Here is a 26,947-nt window from a genome sequence, read left to right as displayed (position 1 = left end):
GGACGATCAGTCGATTTCCCGGATCAGCCGGAAGCCGGCCACCTGATCGCGAATGGCGGGCGCGCTGATGATGCGGGCATCGAGCATGCGCAGGCTCGGCGGATCGGCCCAGGACCCGCCGCGCAGCAGGCGCGGGGCCTGGGCTTCGCAATCGCGCGGCGGAAACTCGGCATCGGCCCGCGGCTGCGGTGCGCAGGTCGCGACCCATTCCCAGACATTGCCGTTGAGATCGTGCAGACCCCAGAGCCCTGCGGCAAACTGGCCGACGGGCGCGGTGTAGACAGCGCCGTCGGTGCAGCCGGTCGCCTCCCAGTCGGGGAAGGCGGCGCGGGCAGACTGGTCCGCTCCGTTACCGATCATGCACATTTGCGGACTGTCGCGCCTCAGCCACCGCTCGGCGGCGGCAAGATAGTGCCACTCGGGATCGGTCGGCAGCCGATAGCGCTGTCCCGTCTTCTGCGACAGCCAGGCGGCATAGGCCGTCGCATCCTCGAAGCTGACGCAGACGACCGGATGGTCATCCCCCTGGTCGAAGCCGGGCGATTGCCAGGACAGGACCGGATCGAGCCGCCAGGACGGGGATCGCGCATGGCATCCCGGTGCGATCGCCCTGCCGCTCTCCCTGACGAAGGCGGCGAAATCGCCACGGGTCGTCTCATGGCGGGCGACCGCGAAGGGGCGCGGCAGATCGATGCCGATCTCGCGGCTCGCATTGGCGATCGAGATCTGCATGGTGACCCGGCCGGCCGGCACCACCACCAGGTCCATGCAGGTGTCGCAGTCGCGGAAGCCCTCGCCATCGCCGGGCTTGCGGAAGATCCGGGTCGCGCCGGCCTGGATCGGCACATAGCCGAGGGCCGCGATCCGGGATTCGGCGGCGTCGCGATCGGCGCCACGGGCCATGAGGTCGACAAGCGCCTGAGCGCTCGTCGCAGTCTCGACCTCGCGGCTCAGGATCTCGGCGGGTGTCGGCAGGGCCGAACTCGTCGCCGGTGGCGCGAAGGCGATCGCCGGCGCGCGATCCTCCGCACCGGCCGGCGGCGGCGCACCAACCTGATCCCGGTCCGGCGGGAGGACAGGGGTTGGAACGGGCGTCACGGCGAGATCCGGCGCTCCCGGCGATGCCGCGGGCCCCAGCGTCTCACGGGCCGGCTCGGAGTGCGGAGCGGGCGCAATCGCCGGGGGTGCAGGCGTCCCGGCGACCGGCGGCGGGGCCGGAACGGCCGCAGGCTGAGACTGCGACTCATTCCTGGGCGGCGAAACAGGCACGAGGCGCTCGGCGGGCGAAGCAGGTGCCTCACCGGCGGCGCGGGGGGCGGAAGCGCTCGCGACGGGAGATGGCGCCGACGGAGACTGGCGCAGGAGCTGCAGCGAGAGCCAGCCGGCAAGGCCGGCAAGCACCAGTCCGGTCAGGACGACCATGGGCATGACGGCGCGTCGCGGCCGATCGCCGGCGGGCGCGGCCTTCGGCGGGTCCGACCGGGGCTTCTGGACCGGGGGCAAAACAGGCTCAGCCGGCTGCTGCTCACCCGATGGAACCGGGGCGGCCGGCGCGGCTTGGGCCGCAGCCGCGGTCTCGCGCGGCGGCGGAACGAGGGCAACGCCCGCAAGTCCCGCCGTCACCGCCAGAAAGTCCCGCGTCCAGAGGTCGGGATCGACAGGAATGGCCCCGGTTCCGATTTCCAGCACGGCATCCAGGGCTTCGAGGAGCGCGTCGGGATAGTCGCCCGCGGCAACGGAAACCGCGGCGAAGCGGGCATCGAGCTGACGGTCCCGCTCCGGCGGCGGCACGGCAAGCCCCGTCACCAGACGGTAGAGGACACCCGCCGCCGCGGCGAGATCGCCCGCCCGCGCCTCCGGGCCCGCAGCCTGGAGCAGCGCCCCTGCAAGCACGACGTCGGAGGGCGCGTTCAGATGAACCTCGCGCGCCGACACGGCGCCATGGGCGAGCCCGAGGCGATGCAGCCCGGCGAGGCCATGGACGAGACGGTGGCCGATCATGGCGAGGTCGGCGGCGCTCGGCCGCCTCAGGAGGTCGTTGGCCCAGACATCCAGGGGCGGACCGGACGTTCCGGACGAGGCGAGGTAGACCGTCCCGAAGGCCTGCAGCTCCTGTCGCGGCGCATCAATGGCAGGATCAGCCAGGCTCCGCAGGCGGGCGGCACGCGCCAGGAAGGCCTGAAGCCCGGCATCGACATCCCCCTCCCAGCCCCGGATCGGCTGAACCGAGCCGTCGTCGAGCCTGACCGCAAGACCGGCAGGGAAGAACTCGGTCAAGATCACGCTCGCCTGGTCGGCAAGCCGCAATCCCTCGTAGCTCAGCGCCGCGGATCCGGAGGCGCGGTGTTTGAGGATGAGAAAATCGTCACCGACCCGTGTTCCCGGCGGTAGTGGACGGCGATCGTCTGCCGCCGGGGTGGGAGGGTTGACTGAACTCATGCGCAGGTGGCGGCCCTGAACTCGACACGGCGATCGATATCCGTGCTGCTATCATCCCGCGGCAGTCCGACCAAGACCTCGCGTGAGCCGACACCCGCTGGCCTGAGGCGGCCGGCCAGACCGGGAGCACGCTCCGCCAGCAAGGCGATGATCCGTTCCGCGCGCTCACGCGACAGCCGCTCGTTGAACGCCTCGAGGCCCGTCCGGCTGGCATGGCCGACGACCTGGAGGCAGCCTTCCGCACTGCCCGCGCGGGTCGCGATCTCGTTGAGCCAGTTCGCGTAATGCGCAGCGGCTGCCGTCTGCGAGTTGAAGTTCGTCGTGCCCACTTCGAAGAGAAACAGCACCCCCAGCCGGCCGAGGCTGAGCCCATTGCTGACGAGCTGCGAGAAGGCCTTCGCCGCCTCGTCCCTCTCACCGATGGCCATCAGCGCCAGGTAGAGACCGTTGAGGGCCCGCAACTGGTCGCCTTCCGGCATGGCCCTCGCCTCGCGGTAGAGGTCGAGCGCGCGGCGCGCATCGCCCGCCTCGTAGGCGACGGTGGCCTCGCGGATCCGGGCGGCCGCGGGAAGCTGGGCCATATAGGCCGGGCTGACGGGATCGCCGGGCCGGGAGCGCTGGCAGGTCTCGATATAGGCGATGGTGGCCGCGTCGAGCCCCCAGACGGGGGTATCCGCATAGAAGCGCGCCGGCGCAATGTCGACGTCGGAGATGGTGGCTCTGGCGACCGATCGGGCGGCGACGGTTTTCGACGCCTGGTCGATGAGGGCGAAGCAGATCCAGAACGCATCCCGGGGCCCGGTCGGCTGTCCCGCATTGTTGATGGTGTTGAACGTGCCGATGAAGATGAACTTGGCCTTGGCCAGGTTCTCGACCGTGAAAGGCAGCACCTCGATGTGCTGGTAGCGCTCGGCGACCAGCGCCGCGATCCGCCGGTCGAAGCCCCGTGTCGCCGCCGACTGAATCCCCGTGATCCCGTCGACCAGGGGATCGATGACGATGATCGTCTTCTCGGCGGTGACGGGGACGGTGTTGAAGAGGGCGGTTGCCGCATTCAGGAAGGCCCGATCCAGGGGAACGAGCTGCGGAGGCCGTGGCAGGGCCGGCGGCTGGCCGAGCCCCTGGGCGACGCCTGCACCGCTGAAGGCCATCAGGCTCGCACACAGGAGAGCGGCAAGGGCCGCGAACCGGGCCAGGGCCGGGATTGCCTGGCGCCATCTGCGCCAGGTGGAAGGGAAGGAGGTGATAACGGTCAACATGGCGTATCCTCGCATGGGAATGGGTGGCGCATAAGCTCTCAGGCCGCAGAGCTCGTACGTGGGGACTGGACAGCTGCAACCTTGTTGCCGCGCATCCGGGCGATGACATCGTCCCGGTCGCCGAAGGCGAGTGCGGTCCCGAAGGACATCACCAGCACCTTGTCGACATAGGCGAGCAGCTGCGGGCGGTGGGTGACGACGACCACCGTGCGGCCGGCTTCCTTCATCGCGGCAATGGCCTGACCGAGGGCACGCTCGCCCTCCTCGTCGAGATTGGAATTGGGCTCGTCGAGAACGATGAGGCGCGGATCGCCGTAGAGGGCGCGGGCAAGGCCGACCCGCTGGCGCATGCCGCCGGACAGCGCCAGGCCGCCCTCCCCGATCGGCGTGTCATAGCCCTGCGGCAGGCGCAGGATGACGTCATGGGCGCCGGCGGCCTTGGCGGCGGCGACGACCGCACGGCTGTCGACATCGGCAAGACGGGCGATGTTGTCGGCGACCGTCCCGGCGAAGAGCTCCACGTCCTGCGGCAGATAGCCGACACTCTTGCCGAGCTTGTTGCGGTCCCACTGGTTCAAGGCCGCGCCATCGATGCGGATTTCCCCGGCGCGCAGTTCCCAGACACCGGCCAGGGCCCGCGCCAGGCTCGACTTGCCGCTGCCCGAGGAGCCGACGATCGCCACGCTCTCGCCGGGCTGAACACTGAAGGAGACCCCGCGCACGGAAGGCTTCGCGGCAGCGGGAGGAACGATGGCGACATTCTCGACCTCGATCTGGCCCTGCGGCACGGGAAGGCTGACCGGCGCCGCCTTCTGCGGAAACTCGTTCATCAGGTGGCGAAGCCGGCGATAGGCGCTGCGGCACCCGACGATCCGCTTCCACTGGCCGACGATCTGCTCCACCGGCGCCAGGGCGCGGCCGATGATGATCGAAGCGGCCATCATCGCCCCGGGCGAAATCTGCTTCTCGATGGCAAGCCAGGCCCCGGCGGCGAGGACGCCGGTCTGGACCGCGATGCGGGCGAATTTCGACATGGCGACGAGCGCGGCGGTCAGCTCGGCCGAGGCGACATTGGCGGCCACCGCCGCGCTTTGCTGGCCGCTCCAGCGCTCCAGCACCGTATCGCCCATGCCGAGCCCGCGGACGACCTCGCCGTTGCGCAGCGCCGAGGCCGCGAAGGTCGAGGCATCGTTCGACAGACGGGAGGACTGGTCGACGCCGCGCTTCGTCAGGATCTCGGTGAGGACGGCCAGCGCGAAGAGGACGACAGCGCCGACCAGCGCGATCATGCCGAGCACCGGATGCATGAAGTAGCAGAGCAGGACGAAGAGCGGCGTCCACGGCAGATCGCAGATGATCGCCACCGTGCCGCTGGCCAGGGAATCGCGGATGGCCTCGGCATCGCGAATGAGCTGCTGCCCCTGGCGCCGCTCGGGATCGAGTTCGGCGCGCATCATGGCATCGAAGAGAGGACGGCGGAGGACGCGTTCGAAGGCGACAGACGAGCGCACCAGCACGCCCGAGCGGGCATATTCCAGGATGCCGTAGAGCACCAGGAAGATGAGGACGATGAGCGTCAGCAGGAGGAGCGTCGTCTCGTTGCGGCTCGCAAGGACGCGGTCATAGATCTGCATCGAGTAGATCGGCATCGCCAGCATGGTCGCGTTGATGAACATGCTGATGATGACCGCGGCGAACGTCCCCGGCAGACAGGCGCGGATGGCGACCTTGAGGGGATCGATCGGTTTCTGGCTCCGAGCCTCGTCCATCGCCTGTGCCATCGGTCTCAAGTCCCTTTCTAGCGGAGCCAATCTGGCCGTCGCAACCTTGCCTGTCGCGCCCCATCAATCTGTCCTGCCGAAAAATTTGAGGCTGTTCCGCCGGGAACAGCGCCCGCCACCGCCCGGGGCCAAGGTTGGGACATCGAGGCGCCGAGACGAACGGCCCCTGCGATGGATCGAAACCCCGAAGGCCCGGAGCGGCCTTCAACACCCAGATGGAGCGGGTCATGAGCAACGGATTGTTTGGTTTCTTCGAGGACGCAGCCGAGGCAGTCGGTGGTATTGTCGAAAGCGGCAAGGAAGCGGTCGAGGATTTCGGCGAGGCTGTCGCCGAGACGGCGGGAGCCGTGTATGACGGCGTCACCGGTGCTGCCGAGGATGCGGGCGAAGCCGTCACCAACACCGCCCGTGACGCCTCGCGCGCCGTCGGCGAAGTCATCGGAAACGTCACTTCCGCCGTTCAGCAGGGCGGCCAGGCGGTCACCGAGGGCGTCAACGCCTTCGTCCGCGATCCCGGCGGCACGATCACCCGGACCGCCGAGGGCGCCGCCCAGGGCTTCGAGGCCGCTGGCAAGAGCGCGGTCGAAGCGATCGGCAACGGCATCGTCGGCACCGGCCGACTGGTCGGCAGGGGTGCCGATGGCGTGAAAGAGGGCGCCGAGGCTATCCAGAACGGCCTCAACGAAGCCGGCCAGGCTGCGGGCAAGGTCGTCGAGACGGTCGGCAAGGCCATCCAGGACGGAGCCCAGGATGTCGCCACCGAGGCCGGGAAGGTCGTCGACGGTGCCAAGGACGCCGCAGTCGATTTCGGCAAGGGCGCGGGCCAGGTCCTGCGTGACGCCGCCGAGGAGACCGGCAAGGCCGTCGACGGCGCCAGGGACGCCGCGATCGATTTCGGCAAGGGCGCGGGCCAGGTCCTGCGTGACGTCGCCGAGGAGACCGGCAAGGTCATCGACGGCGCCAGGGACGCCGCGGTCGATTTCGGCAAGGGCGCGGGCCAGGTCCTGCGTGACGCCGCCGAGGAGACCGGCAAGGTCGTCGAAGGTGTTCGTGAGGCTGGTGAAACTGCCCTATCCGATGCCGGCCGTTTCGCCGGACGGGTCGTCGAGGCCGGCAAGGATGCGGCCGAAGGCTTGGGTGAGGCGGCCGGCGAGGTCGCCGACGGTGCCGCCAAGGTCGGCGGCCGGATCCTCGAAGGGATCGGCGAGGTTGCCAAGAACACCGCGGAGGGCGTGGCCGACAACCTGGTCAATGCCGTCGAGACGGCCGGCAAGGTGGGTGGCGCCTATGTCGAGGGTGTGATCGAGACCGGCCAGAACCTGCTCGATGTGGCCGGCAAGAATCTCAACGACGTCAAGGACGGCGTCGAGACCGCGGTCGGGAATGCGGCGGACACGGCAGTCGAGGTCGCGACCAGCGTGATCGACGGCATCGTCACCGCCGGCAGGAACTCGGCCGAAACGGCAGGCGACGTGGCCCGCAACACGCTCGAGGGCATCGGCCGGCAGGCCGCCACCGCCATCGAGACCGGCGCCGAGATCATCGAAGCCGTGGGAACCGGCATCGGAAACGCCGCCGGAAACGCCGTCGAGGTCGTGGTGGACAACACCGCCGAGGTCGTCGACACCGCACGCGACGTCGGAGCCATCATCGGCGACACCCTGCAATCGGCCGGCGACAAGCTCGGCGCGGGTTTTGCCAAGACCGGCGAGCTCGTCACCGAGGCGGCGGAATCCGCTGAAGCGGCCACGAAGGATGTCGTCGACTTCGTCGCCGACAAGGCGGGCGATGCCGCACGGCTGGGCCAGACGGTCATCGATCAGGTCGGCGAGACCGGCGAGGCGGCGGTGAAGACAGGCAAGGCGGTGCTTGAGAAGACGGGCGAGGCCATTGTCGATGGCGCCCGGAGCGCCGCGAATGATGCGGCGAAGGTGGTCGATGACGCCCGGCAGGGCCTCGAGGACGGCCTCGGCATTGCCGCGGACATCGGAGCGGGCCTGGCCGGTGGCCTCGGCAAGGCTGGCGAGACGGCGGTCAAGGCCGGCGCCGAGATCATCGACGCCTTCCGCGAAGGCTTTGCCGAAAACGCCAAGATCGACGACAGCCTGTCGGTCGTCAGCACCGGCCGCTCTTCGGGCGGGCAGGCGCTCGTCGCCGAGAAGGGCGAGAAGGGCAATTCCTTCATCGGCTCGTTCTTCGACGACGCCAAGGAAGCGGTCGATGAGGCCACCAAAGCCGCAGGCAAGGGCTCGCAGGACAGCAGCGACTCGCGCTTCATCCTGGTCGGCAACGATCAGGCCGGCAGCAAGATCGCCGATATCGGCAAGGCCAGGGGATCCGAGGTCGAAAAGCCGCTCTTCGAGCTGAAGGAAGAGCTGCCGAAGGAGATCTTCGACAAGCAGCCGAAGGGCCCCTCCTTCGACGACTTCGACGATTTCGCAGTCGCCGCCAAGCCGGCCGCCACCTCCTTCACCAAGGGTGCACCGGTGCAGGACAGCCCCCCGCCCGCCACCTTCGGTGGGTTCGACAAGGACTTCGGCGACGATGCCCCGAAGATCTCGTTCAACCTCTTCTGATTTGGGCGCGGCCTGACCACACGCGCAAGACGGCGCCTCGTCCTCCTGGCGCCTGAATGAGACCGGCTGTTCCCTCTGGAACAGCCGGTCTCTCTGCTTCGACGCTAAGCCTGCAGGGCAACATCCGACTGAGCGCGGGGAAGGACAGACTGATGAGCGGCAAGACCCTTGAATGCGAAGCCTCCTGCGATCACCGCCGCTATTCCAGGCTCGCCTTTGGCGCCATCCTCCTCGTGTTCGGAGGCTTTGGAGCCTGGGCGGCGATCGCCCCCCTCGACAGCGCGGCGGTAGCTCCGGGGCGCATCGCGGTCGAGGGCGACCGCAAACCCGTGCAGCATCTGGAAGGCGGCATCGTCCGGGAGATCCTCGTCAAGGCGGCAGATCAGGTCGAGGAAGGCCAGGTTCTGTTCCGGCTCGACACCACCAACGCCAAGGCCAATGTTGACCTCCTCAGCCGCCAGCTCGATGCGGTCTTCGTCCAGGAGGCGCGCATTCTGGCCGAGCGGGAAGGCTCCGGCCCCATCGCATTCCCGCCGCAGCTCCTCGCCAAGGCCGGCCAGCCCTACCTCGCCCAGGCCATGTCCGAGCAACAGCGCCTGCTCTCCGAACGGCGCAACTCTTTGCAGAACCAGATTGGCATCCTGGAGACGCGGATCGAGCAGACGACCCGCGATATCGATGGCCGCAGGCGTCGGCTCGAAGCGCTGGCGACCCAGCGACAGAGCCTGACGGCCGAGATCGACCGGATCCGTCCCGTCATGGAGCGGGGCTTCTTCCCCCGCAACCGGTTCAGCGCGCTGGAACGCGATGCCTCCCGTCTCGATGGCGAGGCAGGCGGCCTCGAAGGGGATCTGGCAAGGCTTGATCAGGTCATCTCGGAATCGCGTCTGCAGATCCAGCAGATCCGCCAGCGGGCCCAGGAGGAGCAGACCCAGGCCCTGACCGACATCCGTGCCAGGATCGCCGACACGCGCGAAAAGCTCGAGGTCGCCGAGGCGGTCCTGACGCGCATCGACGTGCGTGCTCCGCGCGCCGGCATCGTCCTCAACGTCCAGGTGACGACTCCGGGCGCCGTCATCGCGCCCGGTGCGACGCTTGCCGAGATCATCCCGCCGATGCAGCGCCTGACGCTCACAGCCCGGGTCTCGCCCCTGAACATCCAGAGCATTGCCACGGGCCAACGCGCCGAGATCCGCTTTCCCGCCTTCTCGAGCCGCAAGGCCGACCCGATCTTCGGCAGGGTGGTGACCGTCTCGGCGGACGCCGTCGAGGACGCGCGCACCCGGGAAACCTTCTACCAGACCAAGGTGACGATCGAGCGCAGCGACATCCCCGCCGAGTTGGCCGCCAAAATCGTGCCCGGCATGCCGGCCGATGTGATCATCATCACCGGGGAGCGGACGATGCTGACCTATCTCATCGGCCCGCTGCGGGACACCCTGGCGCGGTCCATGCGGGAGCATTGACGCCACCTGTTGCCCCCGGGCGCATAGGTTCCGCGCCAGGCAGAACCGCGCGGGAGCGTGACAGGGCTCACCGGTTCGCTTCGGCCCGCGCCGCCTCGCCGATGGCGAGAACCCCGGGATGGCTCAGCTTCCGCTCGACCGAGATGGCGTAGTACTGGGTCGAGATGCCCTCGGCGAGGCCGATCATCGACGCCGAGAACTGTTCCCGGATCTCCTCCGCCAGGATGGCCGGCGCCGGGAAGATCCCGGTGCCGGCCTTGCCGAAAGCCTTCATCAGCGCGCTGTCGTCAAATTCACCGACGATATGCGGCTCGATCTGGTGGTCGCTGAACCAGCGCGTCAGCCCCATCAGCATGGTCGAGCCATCCCCCGGGAGCAGCATGGGCGCGCCGTGCAGCGAGCGCGGGAAGCCCGGCTGGTAGCGCGCCGCGAGCTCCGCCGTCGCGAAGAAGGCCAGGGCCGTGCGTCCGAGCGAGTAGCTCTGCCCCTTGACGCCGAGGGCATGGGGCAGCGGCCGGTCGGCGATCACCAGATCGACCTTGTGGGTGGCGATTTCGGTGAACAGGCGGTCCAGCTTGTCTTCCCGGCAGATCAGGCGCACGCGCGCCCCGCCGGCGAGCGCCGGCGCCAGCAGCCGATAGGCGATCGACTTCGGCACGACGTCGGCCACCCCGACGCGGAAAAGGATATCCTTGCTGTTGGTCTGGTTGCGCAGGTTGGCCTCCAGCTCCCGCCCGATCTGGAAGATCTCGTCGGCATAGGACAGGGTCAGGTCGCCGGCCGCGGTGAGTTCGAGGCCGCGCCCGACACGCCGGAACAGCTTGGCGCCCAGCGCCTCCTCCAGCGTGGCGATCTGCGCGCTGATCGTCTGCGGCGCGAGCCGCAGCTGGGTGGCGGCCCTGGCGATGCTACCGGCCCTGGCGACCTGCCAGAAATAGTTCAGCTGCTTGTAATTGAGCACCGATGGCCCCCTTCATTCGCAGTTTTTTTCGATGAAATCAGCGCAAACAATCTGCTTTTTTCGATGATGGTTCAAGCCCATATTCCCGCCGCTCCCGGCCCCGGGTTGCAGCCCGGCGACCCGGCAGGGTTGTCGGATCATGACAAGGACAATCAGAAGGCTTGCAGGGCGTTTGGTGGCGCCCCGAGGCCGACCCGGCCGGTGCGGCGGAACGAGGACCTCCGTTCCGCTACTGCCGTTGCCACATAGCGTCTCATCCACCGGGACGCGGCACGGAAGATGAACTGACGGATGCCCAGTAGCGAGGCCTGCCGGCGAGGACGAGAGCCTCAGTCGTCAGGGTGTTTGGCTCGCCGCGGCCCCCATATGATGGGATGCGCGGGGAGCCAGGAAAGACAGCAGAGATCGACGACGTCCCGGCCATCAAGGGGGTGGCCGCGCGGCGCCTCAAACAAAGGTTGACCATGGAACTGCTCGCCTCATTCCTGACCAGCGACTTTCTCGGCAAGCCCACGTGGCTCTGGCTGATCTTCCTCGTGCTTGTTGGTGCCCTGCTGGTCTTCGACCTCGGCGTTCTGCACAAGACAGACAAGGAACTGGGCGTCAGTGAAAGCCTCGTCCTGTCGGCCTTCTACATCGCCATCGCCGTCGTCTTCGGCGCGTGGATCTGGTGGTCGATGGGCTCCAAGTCGGGCATTGAATATTTCACCGGCTATGCGCTGGAAAAGGCGCTGTCGATCGACAATGTCTTCGTCATATCGATCATCTTCGGCTATTTCGCCATCCCCGCAAAGTATCAGTACCGCGCCCTTCTCTGGGGCATCCTGGCCGTGCTGGTGCTGCGCGGCATCATGATCGCCCTCGGCGCGGCGCTGGTGCAGCAGTATGAGTGGGTGCTCTACATCTTCGGTGCTTTCCTCATCGCCACCGGCATCAAGATGCTGATGATGGGCGAGAGCGAGCAGGACGTCTCTGCCAACCCGGTCGTGCGCTTCTTGTCGAAGCGCATGCGCATCACCCAGGAGTTGCACGGTTCCAGATTCTTCGTCACCCAGCCTGACCCGGTGACCGGCAAGATGGTGCGCTTCGCCACGCCGCTGTTCCTGGCGCTGGTCGTCATCAATATCGCCGACCTCGTCTTCGCCGTGGACTCGGTGCCCGCCATCTTCGCGATCACCACCGACACCTACATCGTCTTCACCGCCAACATCATGGCGATCCTCGGCCTGCGCGCGCTCTATTTCGCCCTCGCCGCCATGGTCCACCGCTTCGAATATCTGAAATATGCACTCGCCATCGTTCTGGTGTTCATCGGCGGCAAGATCTTCTGGAACCAGATCGTCGGCAAGCTCGATCCGGCCATCTCGCTCGGCGTCACCCTGGCGCTGATCGGCGGCGGCGTGGTCTTCTCGCTCTGGAAGACCCGCGGGCACGCGGCACCGGGTTCGGCGGGTCACAGCTGAGGCCGTCATGAGTTCCGCCCGGCGCCTCCGGCGGCCGGGCGGGATCGACAAGGCGAGCCCGGGCGGCGTCCGGGCCTGCACGGCTCCGGCGGTCACATGCCGACCGCAGCGGCCTCTCCCTGCGGTCCCCCATCGTCGGCTGGCGGCGCCGACCGGCCCGCCCGAAGATGGCGCACAAGCACCTCCGCGATGACGTCGAAAACGATGCGCACGCGACGGCTCGTGTGAAGGTCGCGGTGGCTGACCAGCCAGACCGGAACGGGGATGCCGGCATGGTCCGGCACAAGCCGCACCACCCCCGGCGTCAGCCTGGCGACCGCCTCGAGCATGATCCCGATGCCGAGCCCCTGCCGCACCATTTCCCACAGCACGATGGCATTCTCGGACACGACGGGAAAATCGTCGGCCTGTACCGTGATGCCGACGGTCGCAAGGTGGGCAGCGAAGCTCTCGGCAGGCTCGAAAGCCAGCAGGCCGGCCTGGCCGAGCGCGGCAAGCGTTGGGGGACGATCGCGGCCGGCGAGCCAGGATTCGGCCGCATAGAAATGGGCGGGCATCTCGCCGATCAACCGCGCGATCAGGTCGGGCTCCTGCGGCCGCACGTGACGGATGGCGATGTCGGCCTCCCGGCGCCGGAGATCGCTGAGCGTGTTGGAGGCAACGATGGTCAGGGTGATCTGCGGTGCCACCTGACGCAGCGCGCGGACCATGTCGGGCAGGAGATAGGCCGCGAGGGCATCGGTGGCCGAGATGGTCACCCGGCCGGCCACGTCCTGCGCCTGACCCGCCGCCGTCAACGCCATCGCTTCGGCGGCCGACGCCATCGCCCGCGCATGGGTCATCAGGCCGAGGCCCGCTTCCGTCGGGACCAGCCGCTTGCCGACCCGCGCGAACAGGGCGACACCGAGGCTCGCCTCGAGCGCCGCGATCTGGCGGGACAGGGTCGGCTGCGTCAGTCCGAGCCGCCGTGCTGCCGCCGACAACGAGCCGCAAGCGGCCGTGGCTGCAAAGGCACGCAGTTGGTTCCAGTCCATCGTTTCCATGGAAATCCGTATATCACTTGTCCGGTTTTGCGCCATTTGATGCGCGAACGCATATGCTATTCCCTCTCCAGAAGAGGACAGCATGACCATGATCGATCGAGACGCGGCGTTCTGGAACAAGGCCGCCCGCAAATACGCGGCCGGGCGCATTCCCGACATGGCCGGCTATGAGCGGAGTCTCGCGCGGACCCGCGGCCTGCTCACCCCATCCGACACGGTGCTGGAGATCGGGTGCGGCACCGGGACCACGGCCCTGGCCATCGCTCCCGGCATCCGGCGCATCGTTGCGACCGACGTATCCGAGGCGATGATCGCCATCGCCCGGGAGAAGGCGGAGGCGATGACCGGCATCGACGCCCGGTTCGCGGTGGCGTCAGTGGACACGAGCCCTGAGGTCGACGGCGGCTATGACGCGGTGCTCGCCTTCAACATGCTGCATCTGGTCCGCGATCGCGCCGCGACCCTGCGCGCCATCCGCCAAAGACTGAAGCCGGGCGGCCTCCTGATCACCAAGACGCCGGCTCTCGCCGAGATGAACCTGCTGATCCGTCTCGCCATTCCGCTGATGCGCGCCGTCGGCAAGGCCCCTTTCGTCGCGACATTTTCCGCCAGCGACCTCGAAGCGGAACTGGCCGTCGCGGGCTTCGCGGTCCTTGCCGCCGAGCGCCATGGGTCGAAGCGCTGGGATCCGCGCATCTTCATTCTCGCCCGCAAGGCCGAGGACATGTCGGAGCAGCCATGACGCCGGCCGGCGCGGTATCCTTGGCCGCCCTTTGGGCCTAGGGTCCGCCCGGCCGGCGCACGGGCGACGCCGCCGCAGGATGCATGGCTTGAGCCACTTTTTCCAGGAACTTGACTATCAGGAGACGCCGATCGGCGCCCTCAGTCTCAGACGGCGGCGCGAGCACCGGCTCGACGTCGACGTCTACGAGATCAAGCTCGGCGACGAGTTCCTGATGTCCAGCCTCTTCACCGCCTCGGAGATCGCGCTGGCCGATCTCGGCCTCGCCGGTCTGGCCGGCGGCCCGGCCGATGTCGCCGTCGCCGGCCTTGGCCTCGGCTATACCGCCAAGGCCGTCCTCGACCATGCCGACGTCGCCTCGCTCGTCGTCGTCGAGATGCTGGAACCGGTGATCGGCTGGCACCGGGCGGGGCTCCTGCCCATGGGGACGGCGCTCCCCGGCGATCCGCGCTGCCGCTTCGTCGCCGGCGACTTCTTCGCGCTGGCGGCGAGCCGCACCGGCCTCGACCCGCAGAGCCCCGACCGGCGCTTCGATGCCGTGCTGGTCGATATCGACCATTCCCCCGACGAGCTCCTGATGGCCGCAGCACGGGCTTCTACACGCCCGAAGGCCTGGCCGCGGTCGCGCGCCACATCCGACCCGGCGGCATATTCGGCCTCTGGTCCGATGCCATGCCCGATCCGACCTTCGTCGCGAGGCTTGCCGACGTCTTTGCCGCCGCCTGGGCCGAGCCGGTGACCTTCCACAACCCGCTTCTAGACCGGCCCTATACCCAGACGGTCTATCTCGCCCGCGTGGCGGCCGCGGACGGCAGCTCCGCCGCCTGAGGCCGACAAGAACCGCCTTCGGTCCCGCTCGCAGTCCCTGAGGTCCTGTCGCCGAGGGGACGACTTCAGCTAGGGTTCATCGCCCTTGCGGTGCTATGGCGCTGTGTCGGCGCGGCAGCCGGCGACCGAAGTCCTGCCGCCACCTTGGAGATGCATGTGATCCTGTCCGTGGATGCCCGCCCCTATCTCGACCAGACCCTCGGCACGTCGGGCCTGAGGAAGCCGACAGGCCATGCGATGCAGCCCCATTATGTCGCCCTGTTCATGCAGGCGGTCTTCGCCGAAATCGACGTCGCCGGCGCGACGCTGGTGGTGGGCGGCGACGGGCGCTTCTTTAACGACGAGGCCATCCAGACCATCCTGAAGATGGCCGTCGCCCACAAGGTCGGCCATGTCGTCGTCGGCCGTGGCGGGCTGCTGTCGACGCCGGCCGCCTCGGCCCTCATCCGCGCACGCCGGGCCAAGGCCGGCATCATCCTGTCGGCGAGTCACAATCCCGGTGGCCCGGACGGCGATTTCGGCATCAAGATCAACGCCGCCCATGGCGGTCCCATCCCCATTGCCGTCTCCGACGCCATCCACCGGCGCACCCGCACGACCGCGCACTACGCCATCGCCGACATGCCGGACATCGCGCTGGACCGTGACGGCCGCCACCAGGCCGGCGGCTGCCTCATCGAGGTGATCGACGGCGTTGCCGACTATGTCGCGCTGCTCGAAACCCTGTTCGACTTCGAGCGCATCGCCGATCTGTTCCGTTCTGGCTTCACCATGCGCTTCGACGCGATGCATGCCGTGACCGGTCCCTATGCCACCGCGCTGTTCCAGCACCGACTCGGCCTGCCCGCGGCCAGCCTGATGAACCAGGTCCCGCTGCCCGACTTCGGCGGCCTGCATCCCGACCCCAATCCGCACCATGCCGCGGGCCTCGTGGACTTCGTCGCCGCCCGCGCCCAGGCCGATTTCGGCGCCGCCTCCGACGGCGATGGCGACCGCAACCTGATTGTCGGCCGCGGCCTCGTCGTCTCGCCGAGCGACAGCCTCGCGGTCATCGCCGCCAACGCTCACCTCGTGCCCGGCTATCGCGGCGGCCTCGCCGGCGTCGCCCGCTCGATGCCGACGAGCCGAGCGCTCGACCGCGTCGCAGCCTCCCTCGGTGTCTCCTGTCACGTCACCCCGACGGGATGGAAATTCTTCGCCAGCCTCCTCGAGGCCGGCCTCATCACCATCTGCGGCGAGGAGAGCGCCGGCACCGGATCGAACCATGTCCGCGAAAAGGACGGCCTCTGGGCGGTGATGATGTGGCTGAACATTCTCGCCGAACGGCGGCAGCCCGTCTCCGAGATCCTCCGCGATCACTGGCAGGCCCATGGACGCGACTACTACCAGCGCCTCGACTTCGAGGAGGTGGATGCCGCCGCCGCCGAGGAACTGATGGAGACACTGCGGCGGCGGATGCCGCGCCTTCCCGGCGAACTGGCCGGACGCCTCACCGTCACCGATGTCAACGACTTCGCCTATGACGACCCCGTCGACGGTTCCACGGCGACGAAACAGGGCGTCCAGATCATCGCCGACGAGGCCCGCATCGTCTATCGCCTGTCGGGAACGGGAACGCGCGGCGCCACGCTGCGGGTCTATCTCGAACGCTTCGCCCCGCGCGGCGCGGACCACCACCGCCAGCCCGCCGAGGCACTCGCGGAAGTCCAGGCCATCGCCATGCAGGTCGCCGACGTCACGCGCTTCACCGGCCGCGCGGGCCCCTCCGTGATCAGCTGACCACCGGCCGTCGGCGCGCCGCCTCAGCCCTGGCGGCGGAGGAAGCGCGTGATGGTGACGCTCTGCCAGATTCCGGCGGAGTGGAAGGGGTCGGCCCGGTTGAAGGCCTCGACACGGGCGCGGTCGGGCGCCTCGACGAGGAACAGGCTGCCGATCATCGCCTCGCCATCGTCACTCATCAACGGCCCCGACATGACGATGCGCACGCCATGCGTCGTGGTGTCGGACAGGAAGGCCTTGTGGGCGTCGTAATGGGCGAGCCGGACCGGCAGGGCTCCGGTCCGGTCGACGGCATGGATGGCGAAGAGAACGGTCATGGGCGGTCCTGCAGGCTGGCCGATCCGGCGGGTCAGTGGCCGATGGCGAAACCGGCAAGGAACCGGTCGACGGCACGTTCGATCACCGGCATGACGTCGTCCGGCGTCGGCAGATGGTAGATGTGGCGGCGGATGCCGAGATAGATGATCCCGCCATGGAGGTTCCACAGGTCCTCCATCTCCGGCTGGGCATCGGGCCGCGCGGCGAAGCGGATCTCCTCCAGCAGCGGCGCCAGCAGCACGTCGCGCACATGATCGAGGTAGCGGCGGTTCAGCGCCTCGCCGGCCAGGCCCGCCGCCATGAAGATGCGCAGCCATTCATAGGAGAAGATGGCGCCGGTATATTCCGCGTAGAAGGTCAGCATGCGCTCGCGCAGCGACCGGCTTCGGTCGGTGATCAAGCCGGGCCAGCGCGGCGACATCCGGTCGAGATAGACCCGCGCGAAGACCGCCTCCAGCAGCTCCGCCTTGCTGCCGAAATACTGGTAGAGCAGCGCCTGGGTGATACCCGCCCGCTTGGCGAGGTCGCGCGTCGTGCCGGCAAGCCCGACCTCCGCGAAATAGCACACGGCCGCGTCGACGATCTGCTCGCGCCGTGCCTCCGGCGGCAGCCGCTTGCGTCGCGCGGTCAGGGCCATGCCGTCCGCCATGCGTCTCCCCCGGGTCGAACGACCGGCGCAAGGCCCTTGACTCACGGCCGGCCCGTCGTTGATCATTTGACCAATTAAAGAATACGGACCGCTGCGCCGCAAGGCAACACAGCCGGCCTCGACGAGGAGACGTACCATGAAGTGGCCGGCGATGGGCTATGCCCGCGTCGAAAGCCTCGACGAACTCTGGCAGGTGCTCGACGCCGCCGGACCCGAGGCCCAGATCCTGGCGGGCGGGCAGAGCCTGCTGGCAACGCTGTCGTTCCGCCTGTCGGAGCCCTCGGGCCTCATCGACATCACCCGTATCCCGGCGCTTCGCGGCGTGTCGGTGACGGGTGGGACGCTGCGTCTCGGCGCTTTGACGCGCCATGCCGATCTCGGCCGCGATCCGCTGGTCGCCGCCCATGCGCCGATCCTGGCGCAGGCCGCCCCGCTCATAGCCCATCCCGCCATCCGCAACCGCGGCACGATCGGCGGCAGCCTGGCGCTCGCCGACCCGGCCGCCGAACTGCCCGCCTGCATGGTGGCCCTCGATGCCACCATCGTTGTCGCCTCGCGGAGCGGCGAGCGCCGCGTACCCGCCGCCGATTTCTTCCAGGGCCTGTTCACGACCGACCTCCAGCCCGGCGAGATCATCACGGCGGTGGACGTGCCGGTGGCGACGCCGGCGAGCCGCCAGACCATCGTCGAGGTGACGCGCCGCTCCGGCGACTACGCCATGGCCGGCCTCGCCGCCGTGCTGGCGGTGACGGCGGACCGCACGGTCGACGCCGCGCGGCTCGTCTTCTTCGGCGTCGGATCCGGCGCCGAGATCGCCCGGGGCGCCTCCGTCGCCCTCACCGGGACAAAGCTCACCCAGGCCACCATCGCCGCCGCGCAAGGCGCCCTCGCCGGGGATCTCGATCCGCCGGGCGATCTGCACGGCGGGCCGGAGCTGAAGCGGCACCTCGCCCGGGTGCTCACCGCCCGCGCCCTCGGGCCCTTTCTCGCACCGGCGGAGCAGGCCGCATGAACCGCCGCATCGACATCACCCTGACCGTCAACGGCGAGCGGGTGTCCCGCAGCGTCGACACGCGTCTCCACCTCATCGATTTCCTGCGCATGGAGCTCGGTCTCACCGGGGCCCATACCGGCTGTGAACACGGGGTCTGCGGCGCCTGCACCGTCCGCCTCGACGGCGATCCGGTGCGCGGCTGCCTCGTCATGGTCGCGAGCCTCGACGGCTCCGTGGTCGAGACCATCGAGGGCCTGTCGGACACCGGCGAGATCCGTGACCTGCAGGAGGCCTTCGTCGCCCGCAACGCCGCCCAGTGCGGCTATTGCACCCCGGGCATGCTGGTCACCGCTGCCGACATCCTCGTCGAGTCGCCTGAAGCCACTCGCGAGGAGATCCGCGAGCACATTTCCGGCAATTACTGCCGCTGCACCGGCTACCAGGCCATCGTTGACGCGGTCGAGGACGTGCTGAAGGCACGCCGCACGAGCGAGGCCGCCTGATGAACGAGATCGTCACACCCAAGTCCCTCGGGCTCTCCCGCGAGGACCTGCCGAACTCCTATATCGGCCGCTCCGTGCCGCGCCCCAATGCCCGCAAGCTGGTCGAGGGCCGCGCCACCTATACCGACGATGTCACCCTGCCGCGGCTGGTCCATGCCGCCTTCCTGCGCTCGCCCCATGCCCATGCCCGCATCGTCTCGGTCGATCCCGCGGCGGCGCTGGCGGTTCCCGGCGTCGTCAGGGTCTTCACCGGCGCCGACCTCGCGAAGGTCTGCGATCCCTGGGTCGCCGTCCTCGCCCACCTCAAGGGCATGAAATCGGCGCCGCAATATCCATTGCCGCTGGAGCGCGCCACCTGGCAGGGCGAGGCGGTGGTCGCCGTCGTCGCCGAGAGCCGCGCCGCCGCAGAGGACGGCGTCGCCGCACTGGCCGTGGCTTTCGAGCCGCTGCCGGCCCAGGTCGACATGGAGACGGCACTGGCCCCCGGAGCGGTCGTCATCCATCCCGAGCTCGGCGACAACCTGGTCTTCACCCGCACCGCCGAGACCGGCGATGTCGCCGCCGCCTTCGCCGCCGCCCACCGGATCGTCGAGGCCACCTTCCACACCGGCCGCCACACCGGCGTGACGCTGGAGCCGCGCTCCATCATCGCCGACTACAACCGCGCCGACGGCACGCTGACGGTCCACCATTCGACCCAGGCACCGCACATGATGCAGAACGTCTTCGCCACGCAATTGCGCATGGCGGAAGGCGATGTCCGTGTCATCTGCAAGGATGTCGGCGGCTCCTACGGCATCAAGGTCCACGTCTATCCCGACGAGATGGCCGTCGCCTGCATGTCGAAGATCATGGGGCGGCCGGTGAAATTCATCGCCGACCGCTTCGAGGCCTTCGGCAGCGACATCCACGCCCGCGACCATCGCATCAAGGGCCGCCTCGCGGTCGATGCGGAGGGGCGCTTCCTCGCCTTCGACATCGACGATCTCACCGGCATCGGCCCCTATTCGGTCTATCCCCGCACCAGCGCCGTGGAGGGCAACCAGGTCGTCAATCTCTGCGGCGGTCCCTATGCCTTCGCCAACTATCGCTGCACCACCACCGTCGTGCTGCAGAACAAGTCGCCGACCTGCCAGTACCGCGCCGTCGGCCACCCGATCGCCACGACCGTGACCGAAGGCCTCGTCGACCTCGCCGCCGAGGCGCTCGGCATGGACAAGGTCGCGATCCGCCGGAAGAACCTCATCCGCGACGACGCCTATCCCTGCACCTCGCCGGCCGGCATGCGGTTCGAGGGCCTGTCGCACCACGCTTCCCTCGACAAGCTCCTCGCCATGGTGCCGGTCGAAAAAATTCGCGCCGATCAGCTCGAGCAGCGCCAGCGCGGCATCTATCGCGGCCTCGGGCTCGCCAGCTTCATCGAGCTGACCAATCCCTCGCCCTTCATGTACGGGATCGGTGGCGCCAAGATCTCGGCGCAGGATGGCTGTACGGTGCGCATGGATCCCGACGGCTCGCTGGTCGCGCTGTCCGGCGTCACCGAACAGGGTCAGGGCACCGAGGCCATCCTCGCCCAGATCGTCGCCCACGGCGTCGGCGTTCCGGTCTCCAAGGTCAAGGTCGTCACCGGCGACACCCAGACGACGCCCTATGGCGGCGGCACCTGGGCCTGCCGCGGCGCCGGCATCGGCGGCGAGGCGGCCCTGCAATCGGCCATCGCCCTGAAGGAGCAGATCCTCGAGGTCGCCGGCGCCATGCTGCAGGCGCAAGGGTCGAGCCTCGACATCATCATGGGCGAGGTGGTGGACAAGGCCACCGGCCAGGTGCGCATGCCGCTCGCCGAGCTCGGCCGCATCGTCTACTACCGCGGCGACACGCTGCCGAAGGACCTGGCGCGCGAACTCGTCCAGACGCGCCACTTCATCACCAAGGAATACCCCTTCGCCTTCACCAACGGCATCCAGGCGAGCTGGCTTGAGGTCGATGTCGAGACCGGCATGGTGAAGCTCCTCGAGCACTGGTGCGTCGAGGATTGCGGCCGCGTCATCAACCCCATGCTCGTCGACGAGCAGGTGCGCGGCGGCATCGTCCAGGGCATCGGCGGCGCGCTCTACGAGCACTGCATCTACAACGAGGACGGCCAGCTCCTCACCACAACCCTCGCCGACTATCTCGTGCCGATGGCGGCCGAGATGCCTGACATGCATGTCGGTCACGTCGAGACGCCGACGAAGGAATCCCTCCTCGGCGCCAAGGGCGCGGGCGAGGCCGGCACCGCCGGCGCCCCCGCCGCCATCATGAACGCCATCAACGACGCCCTCTCGCCCCTCGGCGCGCGGGTCCTCGCCCAGCCCTTCACACCCGACCGGATCCTGAGGGCGCTCGGGACCATTGCATGAGCCTGGGGGGCCGGTGATAGCCTGTCCCCCGATACCGAAAGGCCGGAGCAACCGGCCGCCGAAAACAGCAGGAAACAGAGGATCGCAGCGATCCTCGACCCCAAAGGAAGGAACGACGATGACGACCACCAGGCGCACATTCATGGCCGGCGCGGCCGGCGCGGCCACGCTGCCCGTCTTCTCCATCCGGGCCTCGGCCCAGCAGACCCTCAACGTCACCATCGCGGCGAGCCATCCGGTCCAGAATTTCTGGGTCTCGATGATGAAGAATGTCTTCCAGCCGGAGGTCGAGAAGCACCTGCGCGACAACGGCAACCAGCTGCGCGTCAACTGGCGCGAGGCCTATGGCGGCACGCTCTACAAGTTCCAGGACACGATGGAGGCGGTGCGCGACAACATCACCGACATCGGCTATGTCGGCACGCTCTGGGAAGGCTCCACCATGCCGCTCCAGAATGTCAGCTATTTCACGCCCTTCACCACCGGCGACCATGGCCTCATCGCCCGCACCTTCGACACGCTGAACGAGACGGTTCCGGCCATCAAGCAGAACTGGAACGGCCTCAACATGGTGCCGCTCTCCTCGTTCATCACCGACACCTACCACATCTGGTCGACCTTCCCGATCCGCACCCTCGACGACCTGCGGAATCGCAAGATCTCGGCCCCGGGCACCTCGGCCAACTGGCTGACCGGCACCGGCGCCACCCCGGTCGACGGCGCGCTGACCACCTACTACACCGACATCCAGACCGGCGTGTCGGAAGGCGCGCTCTCCTTCTTCGTCGGCATCCTGCCGACCCGCGTCTACGAGGTCGCGAAATACGTGACCAAATGCGACACCGGCGCCATGTATGTGGGTGGCATCGCCGCCAACAAGCAGCGTCATGACCGCTGGCCGGCCGCCTTCCAGAAGGCCATCGCCGATGCCGGCAAGATCACCACGCAGAGGCACATTGCGGACGTGTCCTCGCGCATCGATGCGGCAGAGAAGGAGATGGTCGCCAAGGGCTCGATCATCACCACACTCGCCGATGCCGAGCGCAAGCGTTGGATCACCGGCCTGCCGAACATCGCCAAGACCTGGGCCGACAGTTCCGGCCCGGCCGCGCGCGACGTGCTGAGGGCCTATTTCGCCGCCATCCGTGCCGCCGGCCAGACGCCGGGCCGCGACTGGGACCGCGAAGCCTCGGCCTGAGCCGACCACGATCCCGGGCGCCGGCACCCCGCCGGCGCCCGGACCGCACCCGCATTCCTTCCGAGGCCGCCTGGAGAGACCTGAATGGCCGACGACATCGACGTCTCGGCGCTGGCGCGCGCGAGCGCCCCTCAGCCCTTTGATCCGGTTCGCCTCATCCTCGACGCCCTCGCCGCCATCGGCACCGTCTGGACCTTCGGACTGATGCTGCTCATCTGCGCCGACGTCATCGGGCGGTCCTTCCTGTCCATGCCGATCACCGGTGTCTCGGAGATCGCCGCCCATTCCATTGTCGGCATCGTCTTCCTGCAGATCGGCGCCACCATCTATGGCAAGCGCATGACGCGGGCGGATTTCCTGATCGAAGGCGTGCTGCACCGCCATCCTGCCGTCGGACGGGCCATCGAGGCACTGTTCCTCCTGATCGGCGCAGCCGTCATGGCCTTCGTCGCCTGGGCAGCCTGGCCGGGCATGTGGGGCTCACTGGCCTCCCGCGAATTCTTCGGCGTCCAGGGCCTGTTCACCGTGCCGACCTGGCCGTTCCGCGCCCTCATCATTCTCGGCGGGAGCGCCGGGGCCCTCGCCTATCTCATGCTGTTCGTCGCCGAGATCGGTGGCCGGCGCAAACCGGCCGGGGGCTGAGCCGCCATGGAAGACATCACGCTCGGTTTTGTCCTCATCGGCGCCATGGTGGCGCTGATCCTGCTCGGCCTGCCGATCGGCCTGTCCCTCATCGGCACCGGCGCGATCGGCGTCTGGCTGATCCGCGACAATGTCGATCTCGCCTTCCGCTTCACCGCGCTCGCCACCTATTCCGGCATCCAGGACTATCTCTTCGCCACCATTCCGCTCTTCGTGCTGATGGGGTTGCTGGTCAGCATATCCGACGTCGGCAAGGACACGTTCGAGGTGGCGCAGGCACTGCTCCGGCGCATCCGCGGCGGGCTCGGCATGGCGACGGTGGCGGCCAATGCGGTCTTCGCCGCGGTGACGGGCGTCTCCATCGCCTCGGCCGCCGTCTTCACCAAGGTGGCGGTGCCGGAAATGGTGCGCCACGGCTACAACATGCGCTTCGCGACAGGCACGGTCGCCGGCTCCGCCATTCTCGGCATGCTCATCCCGCCGAGCCTCCTGATGATCGTCTACGGGGTCCTGGCCGAGGTTTCGATCGGCCGGATGTTCGTCGCCGGTGTCATCCCCGGCCTCATCATCGCCTTCGGCTTCACGGTGATGATCTGGCTCTATGCGACGCTTTGGCCCCACAAGATTTTCGTCGATGCCGGCAAGTCCGACGTGGACGACGCGCCTGCCATGGGCACCGCCGAGATGCTGGCCAAGTCCGTGCCGATCGCCTGCCTCGTCGTGCTCATCCTCGGGGGCCTCTATACGGGCTTCTTCACACCGACCGAGGCAGGGGCGGTGGGAGCCGCCGGCGCCCTCGTCATCGCCCTCGTCCGCCGCCGGCTCGACTGGCCGAAATTCTGGCGGGTGCTGAAAGAGGCCGGCATCGTCTCGGCCTCGATCCTCTTCCTCCTCATCGCCGCCGGCCTCTACTCCCGCATGCTTTCCATGGCGGGCGTACCCAATGCCATCGGCGATTTCGTCGAGCATCTCGGCCTCGGGCCCTACGGCTTCCTCTTCGCCTTCGTCATCGTCGTCCTCTTGATGGGCATGATCCTCGATTCCACCTCGATCCTCCTGATCATGGTGCCGATCGGGGCGCCCATCGCCGCGGCCATGGGCTTCGATCTCATCCATTTCGGCATCGTCACCATCATCGCCGTCGAAATGGGACTGCTGACGCCGCCCTTCGGCATCTCGGTCTTTACCGTCAAGGCAACGCTGGGAGACCCGAAAGTGGGCATCGAGACCATTTTCGCCGGGACCATTCCCTATCTCGCGGTCATGGGTGTCGGACTGGTGCTCATCGCCTTCTTCCCCTTCCTTGCCACCGCCCTGGTGAAGTGACGCCATGCTGAGCTTCGACGAGCACAATCTCACCGACGCGGTGGTCAACCGCTTCGCCGACTGTCCGGAGCCGCGGCTGAAACAGGTGGTCCAGGCGCTGGTCCGCCATGCCCATGCCTTCGTCAAGGAGGTGGAGCTCACCGAAGCGGAATGGATCGCCGCCATCGGCTTTCTCACCCGCACCGGCCACATGTGCGACGACAAGCGGCAGGAATTCATCCTGCTCTCCGACGTGCTCGGCATCTCCATGCTGGTCGACGCGATCAATCACCGCATGCCGGATGGCGCCACCGAGACGACGGTGCTCGGCCCCTTCTATCTCGGCGAGCACCGCGTCACACCCTATGGCGCCGACATCGCGGCGGATGAGCCGGGCGAACGCCTCTTCGTCGCGGGCACGGTCGCCTCGTCTGGGGGCGCCCCCATCGCCGGGGCGGCGGTCGACATCTGGCATTCCGACGACGAGGGTTTCTACGATGCCCAGAAGGGCACCGAAGAGCCCTCGCTTCGCGCCCGCTTCATCACCGATGCCGACGGCCGGTTCGGCTTCCGCACCATCGTGCCGTCGAGCTATCCGATCCCCCATGACGGTCCGGTCGGCCAGTTGCTCGAAGCGACGAAACGCCATCCGATGCGCCCCGCCCATATCCATTTCCGCATCGCGGCGCCCGGCCACGAGACGCTGGTGACGCATCTGTTCATGCCGGGCGATCCCTGGCTCGCGAGCGATGCCGTCTTCGGCGTCAAGGAGAGCCTGGTCGCCACGCTGACGGAAAAGGCCGGCGGTGCCTATCCCGACGGGTCTGAGGCGCCGCCGGCCTGGCAGTTGCTTCAACACGCCTTCGGGCTGAAGCCTTCGGCTGCCTGACGCCGGAGGCACTGGATCGCCGGACGGTCGGTCGCGCAGCCTTCGCAACCCTGCGGCCTCAGACGTCGGAGGCCTCCGCCTCCTTCACCTGGCTGGTCCGGGCGGCGAAGGGCGACACGTTGCAGGCCGGTTTCGGCCCGCTCGGCAGCGTCTCGGTGCCGTTCGTCTGAGCCGCGGCGGCCTCAGCGGGCAAGCCTGGGACCCCTCTCGCCGTCGACGACGAGCGGCCGCGCCACATCGATAACGCCGCCCGGCCCGCCGCCGAGCGCCTTGCCCAGCGCAATGAAACGGGTGGCGATCAGGACCTGGCTCTGCAGCAGCGAATCCTCCGAATCGTAGAGGGAGCGCTCGGCATCGAGCACCTCGAGGAAGCTCGACGCCCCCTGGCCATAGACGATACGGGCGAGGCGGCCGGCCTCGCGGTAATTGCGCACGGCGGTCGCCAGGCTCTGGTAGCGGATGCGCTGCTGGGCGAGACCGACGAGGGCGTTCTCCACGTCCTCGAGCGCGAACAGGACCGCCTGGTGGAAGGCCGCATAGGACTGGTCACGCTGGGCTTCCGCCACCTCGACCGCGGCCCGGAGCCGCCCGGCATTGAAGACCGGGATCGTCACTGACGGCCCATAGGACCAGGCGAGCGACGAGCCATTGCCGAGATCGCCGATCCGGATGCCGCTGGTGCGCAGCGAGCCGGTGAGCGAGACACTGGGATAGAGCGCCGCCTCCGCCTGCCCGATCCGCGCCGTGGACTGGGCGAGGAGCCGCTCGGCCAGACGTACGTCGGGCCGCTGCAGCAGCACGTCGGCGGGGACGCCGGGCGGCAGATTGTGGCGCGGTGCGGGAATGACCGCGCTGCGCCGCAGCAGGGCGACGACCGCGGCCGGCTCCCGACCGATCAGCACGCCGATCCGGTGGGCAGCGGCCGAGAAGGCGGTCTCCAGGGTCGGGATATTGGCGCTGGTGCTGCTGGCGAAAGCCGTCGCCTTGGCGACGTCGACGGCCGAGGCGGCACCGGCCTCGAACCTCGCACGCGTCAGCGCCGCGGTTTGCCGCTGGATCGCCACCGTCCGCTGCGCGAAGCTGGCGCGGGCGAGGAATCCCTTCGCCTCGACATAGTTCTGGGCGACGTCGCCGACGAGGGTCAGAAGCGTCGTGCGCAGGCTCTCCTCCGCCGCCTCCACGCCCCGGTCCGCCGCTTCAAGGCCGCGCCGCGTCTCACCGAAGAGATCGAGCTCCCAGCTGGCGTCAAAGCCGGCCTGATAGAGGTTGGAGGTGATATTGACGCCAGAGGCGGAGGCGCTCGACCGCGCATGCGAGGACGAGGCCCCGCCATTGACCTGCGGGAAAAGGCCCGCACCGATCTGCACCCGCGTCGCCCGCGCCTCGCGGATGCGCGCCTTGGCAGCGGCCACGTCGAGATTGGCCGCCACAGCCTCGTCGATCAGATGGTTCAGTGTCGGATCGCCGAAACGCTTCCACCAGTCCGTGAGCTCCCCCGGCCGGATCGGGCGCGCATGACGGGCATTGGCATGGTTGGCCGACAGAGCGGGTGTCGGGGATTGGTAGTCGGGCCCGACGGCGCAGCCTGCAAGACCAAGAGCGAGGGCGACCGGCACCAGGGACAGGGACCGCGACCCGAACGCGACGGCCAAGCCTACCCGGCGGCGCCAGCTGCGTGAGATAGCGGTGCCTGGCCGTGTCATGATCTCGGAA

At 68.4% G+C, this 26,947-nt stretch carries 22 protein-coding genes; 13 read left to right on the top strand and 9 right to left on the bottom strand.

The window, feature by feature from the left end; translation table 11 throughout:
- Positions 1-6 precede the first annotated feature (6 nt).
- The 3 genes from Q0C57_RS08540 to Q0C57_RS08530 form a co-directional block, all read right to left on the bottom strand.
- On the bottom strand, positions 7-2,277 hold the full coding sequence (locus tag Q0C57_RS08540) for an SUMF1/EgtB/PvdO family nonheme iron enzyme (protein WP_296574921.1): 2,271 nt from the start codon (positions 2,275-2,277) through the stop codon (positions 7-9).
- A 158-nt stretch (positions 2,278-2,435) separates the two neighbouring features.
- Complete coding sequence (locus Q0C57_RS08535) at positions 2,436-3,698, bottom strand: OmpA family protein (protein ID WP_296574917.1); 1,263 nt, start codon at positions 3,696-3,698, stop codon at positions 2,436-2,438.
- A 38-nt stretch (positions 3,699-3,736) separates the two neighbouring features.
- Positions 3,737-5,479, bottom strand: a complete 1,743-nt coding sequence (locus Q0C57_RS08530; RefSeq protein ID WP_296574913.1) for a type I secretion system permease/ATPase — start codon at positions 5,477-5,479, stop codon at positions 3,737-3,739.
- 227 nt (positions 5,480-5,706) lie between these two features.
- Here Q0C57_RS08530 and Q0C57_RS08525 point away from each other — a divergent pair, with 227 nt between their 5' ends.
- Together Q0C57_RS08525 and Q0C57_RS08520 are read left to right on the top strand one after the other, a co-directional pair.
- On the top strand, positions 5,707-8,055 hold the full coding sequence (locus Q0C57_RS08525; RefSeq protein ID WP_296574910.1) for a hypothetical protein: 2,349 nt from the start codon (positions 5,707-5,709) through the stop codon (positions 8,053-8,055).
- Positions 8,056-8,207: 152 nt separating this feature from the next.
- Positions 8,208-9,521: an HlyD family type I secretion periplasmic adaptor subunit gene (locus Q0C57_RS08520; RefSeq protein ID WP_296574907.1), complete on the top strand. Its 1,314-nt coding sequence runs from the start codon at positions 8,208-8,210 to the stop codon at positions 9,519-9,521.
- 67 nt (positions 9,522-9,588) lie between these two features.
- Here Q0C57_RS08520 and nhaR read toward each other — a convergent pair whose 3' ends face one another.
- Positions 9,589-10,482 (bottom strand): transcriptional activator NhaR, encoded by an 894-nt coding sequence (gene nhaR, locus Q0C57_RS08515; RefSeq protein WP_296574905.1) that lies wholly within the window; start codon positions 10,480-10,482, stop codon positions 9,589-9,591.
- Positions 10,483-10,946: 464 nt separating this feature from the next.
- On the opposite strand from nhaR, the gene Q0C57_RS08510 reads away from it, so the two are divergent.
- Complete coding sequence (locus Q0C57_RS08510) at positions 10,947-11,945, top strand: TerC family protein (RefSeq protein WP_296574903.1); 999 nt, start codon at positions 10,947-10,949, stop codon at positions 11,943-11,945.
- A 92-nt stretch (positions 11,946-12,037) separates the two neighbouring features.
- On the opposite strand, the gene Q0C57_RS08505 is transcribed toward Q0C57_RS08510, so the two are convergent.
- Positions 12,038-12,988, bottom strand: coding sequence for a LysR family transcriptional regulator (locus Q0C57_RS08505; protein ID WP_296574900.1), 951 nt, complete (start codon positions 12,986-12,988; stop codon positions 12,038-12,040).
- A gap of 82 nt (positions 12,989-13,070) precedes the next feature.
- Here Q0C57_RS08505 and Q0C57_RS08500 point away from each other — a divergent pair, with 82 nt between their 5' ends.
- From Q0C57_RS08500 to Q0C57_RS08490, 3 genes are all read left to right on the top strand, one after another.
- The gene (locus Q0C57_RS08500) at positions 13,071-13,730 is read left to right on the top strand and encodes a class I SAM-dependent methyltransferase (protein ID WP_296574898.1); all 660 of its coding nucleotides are present in this window, start codon (positions 13,071-13,073) and stop codon (positions 13,728-13,730) included.
- A gap of 88 nt (positions 13,731-13,818) precedes the next feature.
- Positions 13,819-14,469, top strand: a complete 651-nt coding sequence (locus tag Q0C57_RS08495) for a spermidine synthase (RefSeq protein WP_296574895.1) — start codon at positions 13,819-13,821, stop codon at positions 14,467-14,469.
- Positions 14,470-14,714: 245 nt separating this feature from the next.
- Complete coding sequence (locus Q0C57_RS08490; protein ID WP_296574892.1) at positions 14,715-16,337, top strand: alpha-D-glucose phosphate-specific phosphoglucomutase; 1,623 nt, start codon at positions 14,715-14,717, stop codon at positions 16,335-16,337.
- Positions 16,338-16,360: 23 nt separating this feature from the next.
- Here the strand turns inward: Q0C57_RS08490 and Q0C57_RS08485 are convergent, their stop codons facing one another.
- Positions 16,361-16,654 (bottom strand): YciI family protein, encoded by a 294-nt coding sequence (locus tag Q0C57_RS08485; protein ID WP_296574889.1) that lies wholly within the window; start codon positions 16,652-16,654, stop codon positions 16,361-16,363.
- A 32-nt stretch (positions 16,655-16,686) separates the two neighbouring features.
- The gene (locus Q0C57_RS08480; protein ID WP_296574886.1) at positions 16,687-17,304 is read right to left on the bottom strand and encodes a TetR/AcrR family transcriptional regulator; all 618 of its coding nucleotides are present in this window, start codon (positions 17,302-17,304) and stop codon (positions 16,687-16,689) included.
- 136 nt (positions 17,305-17,440) lie between these two features.
- Between Q0C57_RS08480 and Q0C57_RS08475 the strand changes: the two genes are divergently transcribed.
- From Q0C57_RS08475 to Q0C57_RS08445, 7 genes are all read left to right on the top strand, one after another.
- Positions 17,441-18,316: a xanthine dehydrogenase family protein subunit M gene (locus Q0C57_RS08475; RefSeq protein WP_296574883.1), complete on the top strand. Its 876-nt coding sequence runs from the start codon at positions 17,441-17,443 to the stop codon at positions 18,314-18,316.
- Entirely contained in the window at positions 18,313-18,801 is a 489-nt protein-coding gene (locus Q0C57_RS08470) for a (2Fe-2S)-binding protein (protein ID WP_296574879.1), read from the top strand. Before Q0C57_RS08475 ends, Q0C57_RS08470 begins: the two co-directional genes overlap by 4 nt.
- Positions 18,801-21,200 (top strand): xanthine dehydrogenase family protein molybdopterin-binding subunit, encoded by a 2,400-nt coding sequence (locus tag Q0C57_RS08465; RefSeq protein ID WP_296574877.1) that lies wholly within the window; start codon positions 18,801-18,803, stop codon positions 21,198-21,200. The genes Q0C57_RS08470 and Q0C57_RS08465 overlap by 1 nt, the downstream gene beginning before the upstream one ends.
- A 118-nt stretch (positions 21,201-21,318) precedes the next feature.
- A complete protein-coding gene (locus tag Q0C57_RS08460; protein ID WP_296574876.1) occupies positions 21,319-22,398 on the top strand; it encodes a C4-dicarboxylate TRAP transporter substrate-binding protein in 1,080 nt (359 codons plus the stop codon).
- 84 nt (positions 22,399-22,482) lie between these two features.
- Positions 22,483-23,040 carry a TRAP transporter small permease subunit gene (locus Q0C57_RS08455; RefSeq protein WP_296574874.1) on the top strand — a complete coding sequence of 186 codons (558 nt, stop codon included), beginning with the start codon at positions 22,483-22,485 and terminating at the stop codon, positions 23,038-23,040.
- Between the two features lie 6 nt (positions 23,041-23,046).
- Positions 23,047-24,366, top strand: coding sequence for a TRAP transporter large permease (locus Q0C57_RS08450; RefSeq protein ID WP_296574871.1), 1,320 nt, complete (start codon positions 23,047-23,049; stop codon positions 24,364-24,366).
- A gap of 4 nt (positions 24,367-24,370) precedes the next feature.
- Positions 24,371-25,234 (top strand): intradiol ring-cleavage dioxygenase, encoded by an 864-nt coding sequence (locus tag Q0C57_RS08445; RefSeq protein ID WP_296574869.1) that lies wholly within the window; start codon positions 24,371-24,373, stop codon positions 25,232-25,234.
- A 58-nt stretch (positions 25,235-25,292) separates the two neighbouring features.
- Here the strand turns inward: Q0C57_RS08445 and Q0C57_RS08440 are convergent, their stop codons facing one another.
- Complete coding sequence (locus Q0C57_RS08440) at positions 25,293-25,427, bottom strand: hypothetical protein (RefSeq protein ID WP_296574867.1); 135 nt, start codon at positions 25,425-25,427, stop codon at positions 25,293-25,295.
- Positions 25,417-26,886 (bottom strand): efflux transporter outer membrane subunit, encoded by a 1,470-nt coding sequence (locus tag Q0C57_RS08435; RefSeq protein WP_296574866.1) that lies wholly within the window; start codon positions 26,884-26,886, stop codon positions 25,417-25,419. The genes Q0C57_RS08440 and Q0C57_RS08435 overlap by 11 nt, the downstream gene beginning before the upstream one ends.
- Between the last annotated feature and the right edge of the window lie 61 nt (positions 26,887-26,947).

Source organism: Phreatobacter sp. (genome assembly GCF_022843985.1).
GTDB lineage: Bacteria > Pseudomonadota > Alphaproteobacteria > Rhizobiales > Phreatobacteraceae > Phreatobacter.
Note: the sequence above shows the minus strand (reverse complement) of the source record. Positions and strands in the feature narration are given on the sequence as shown.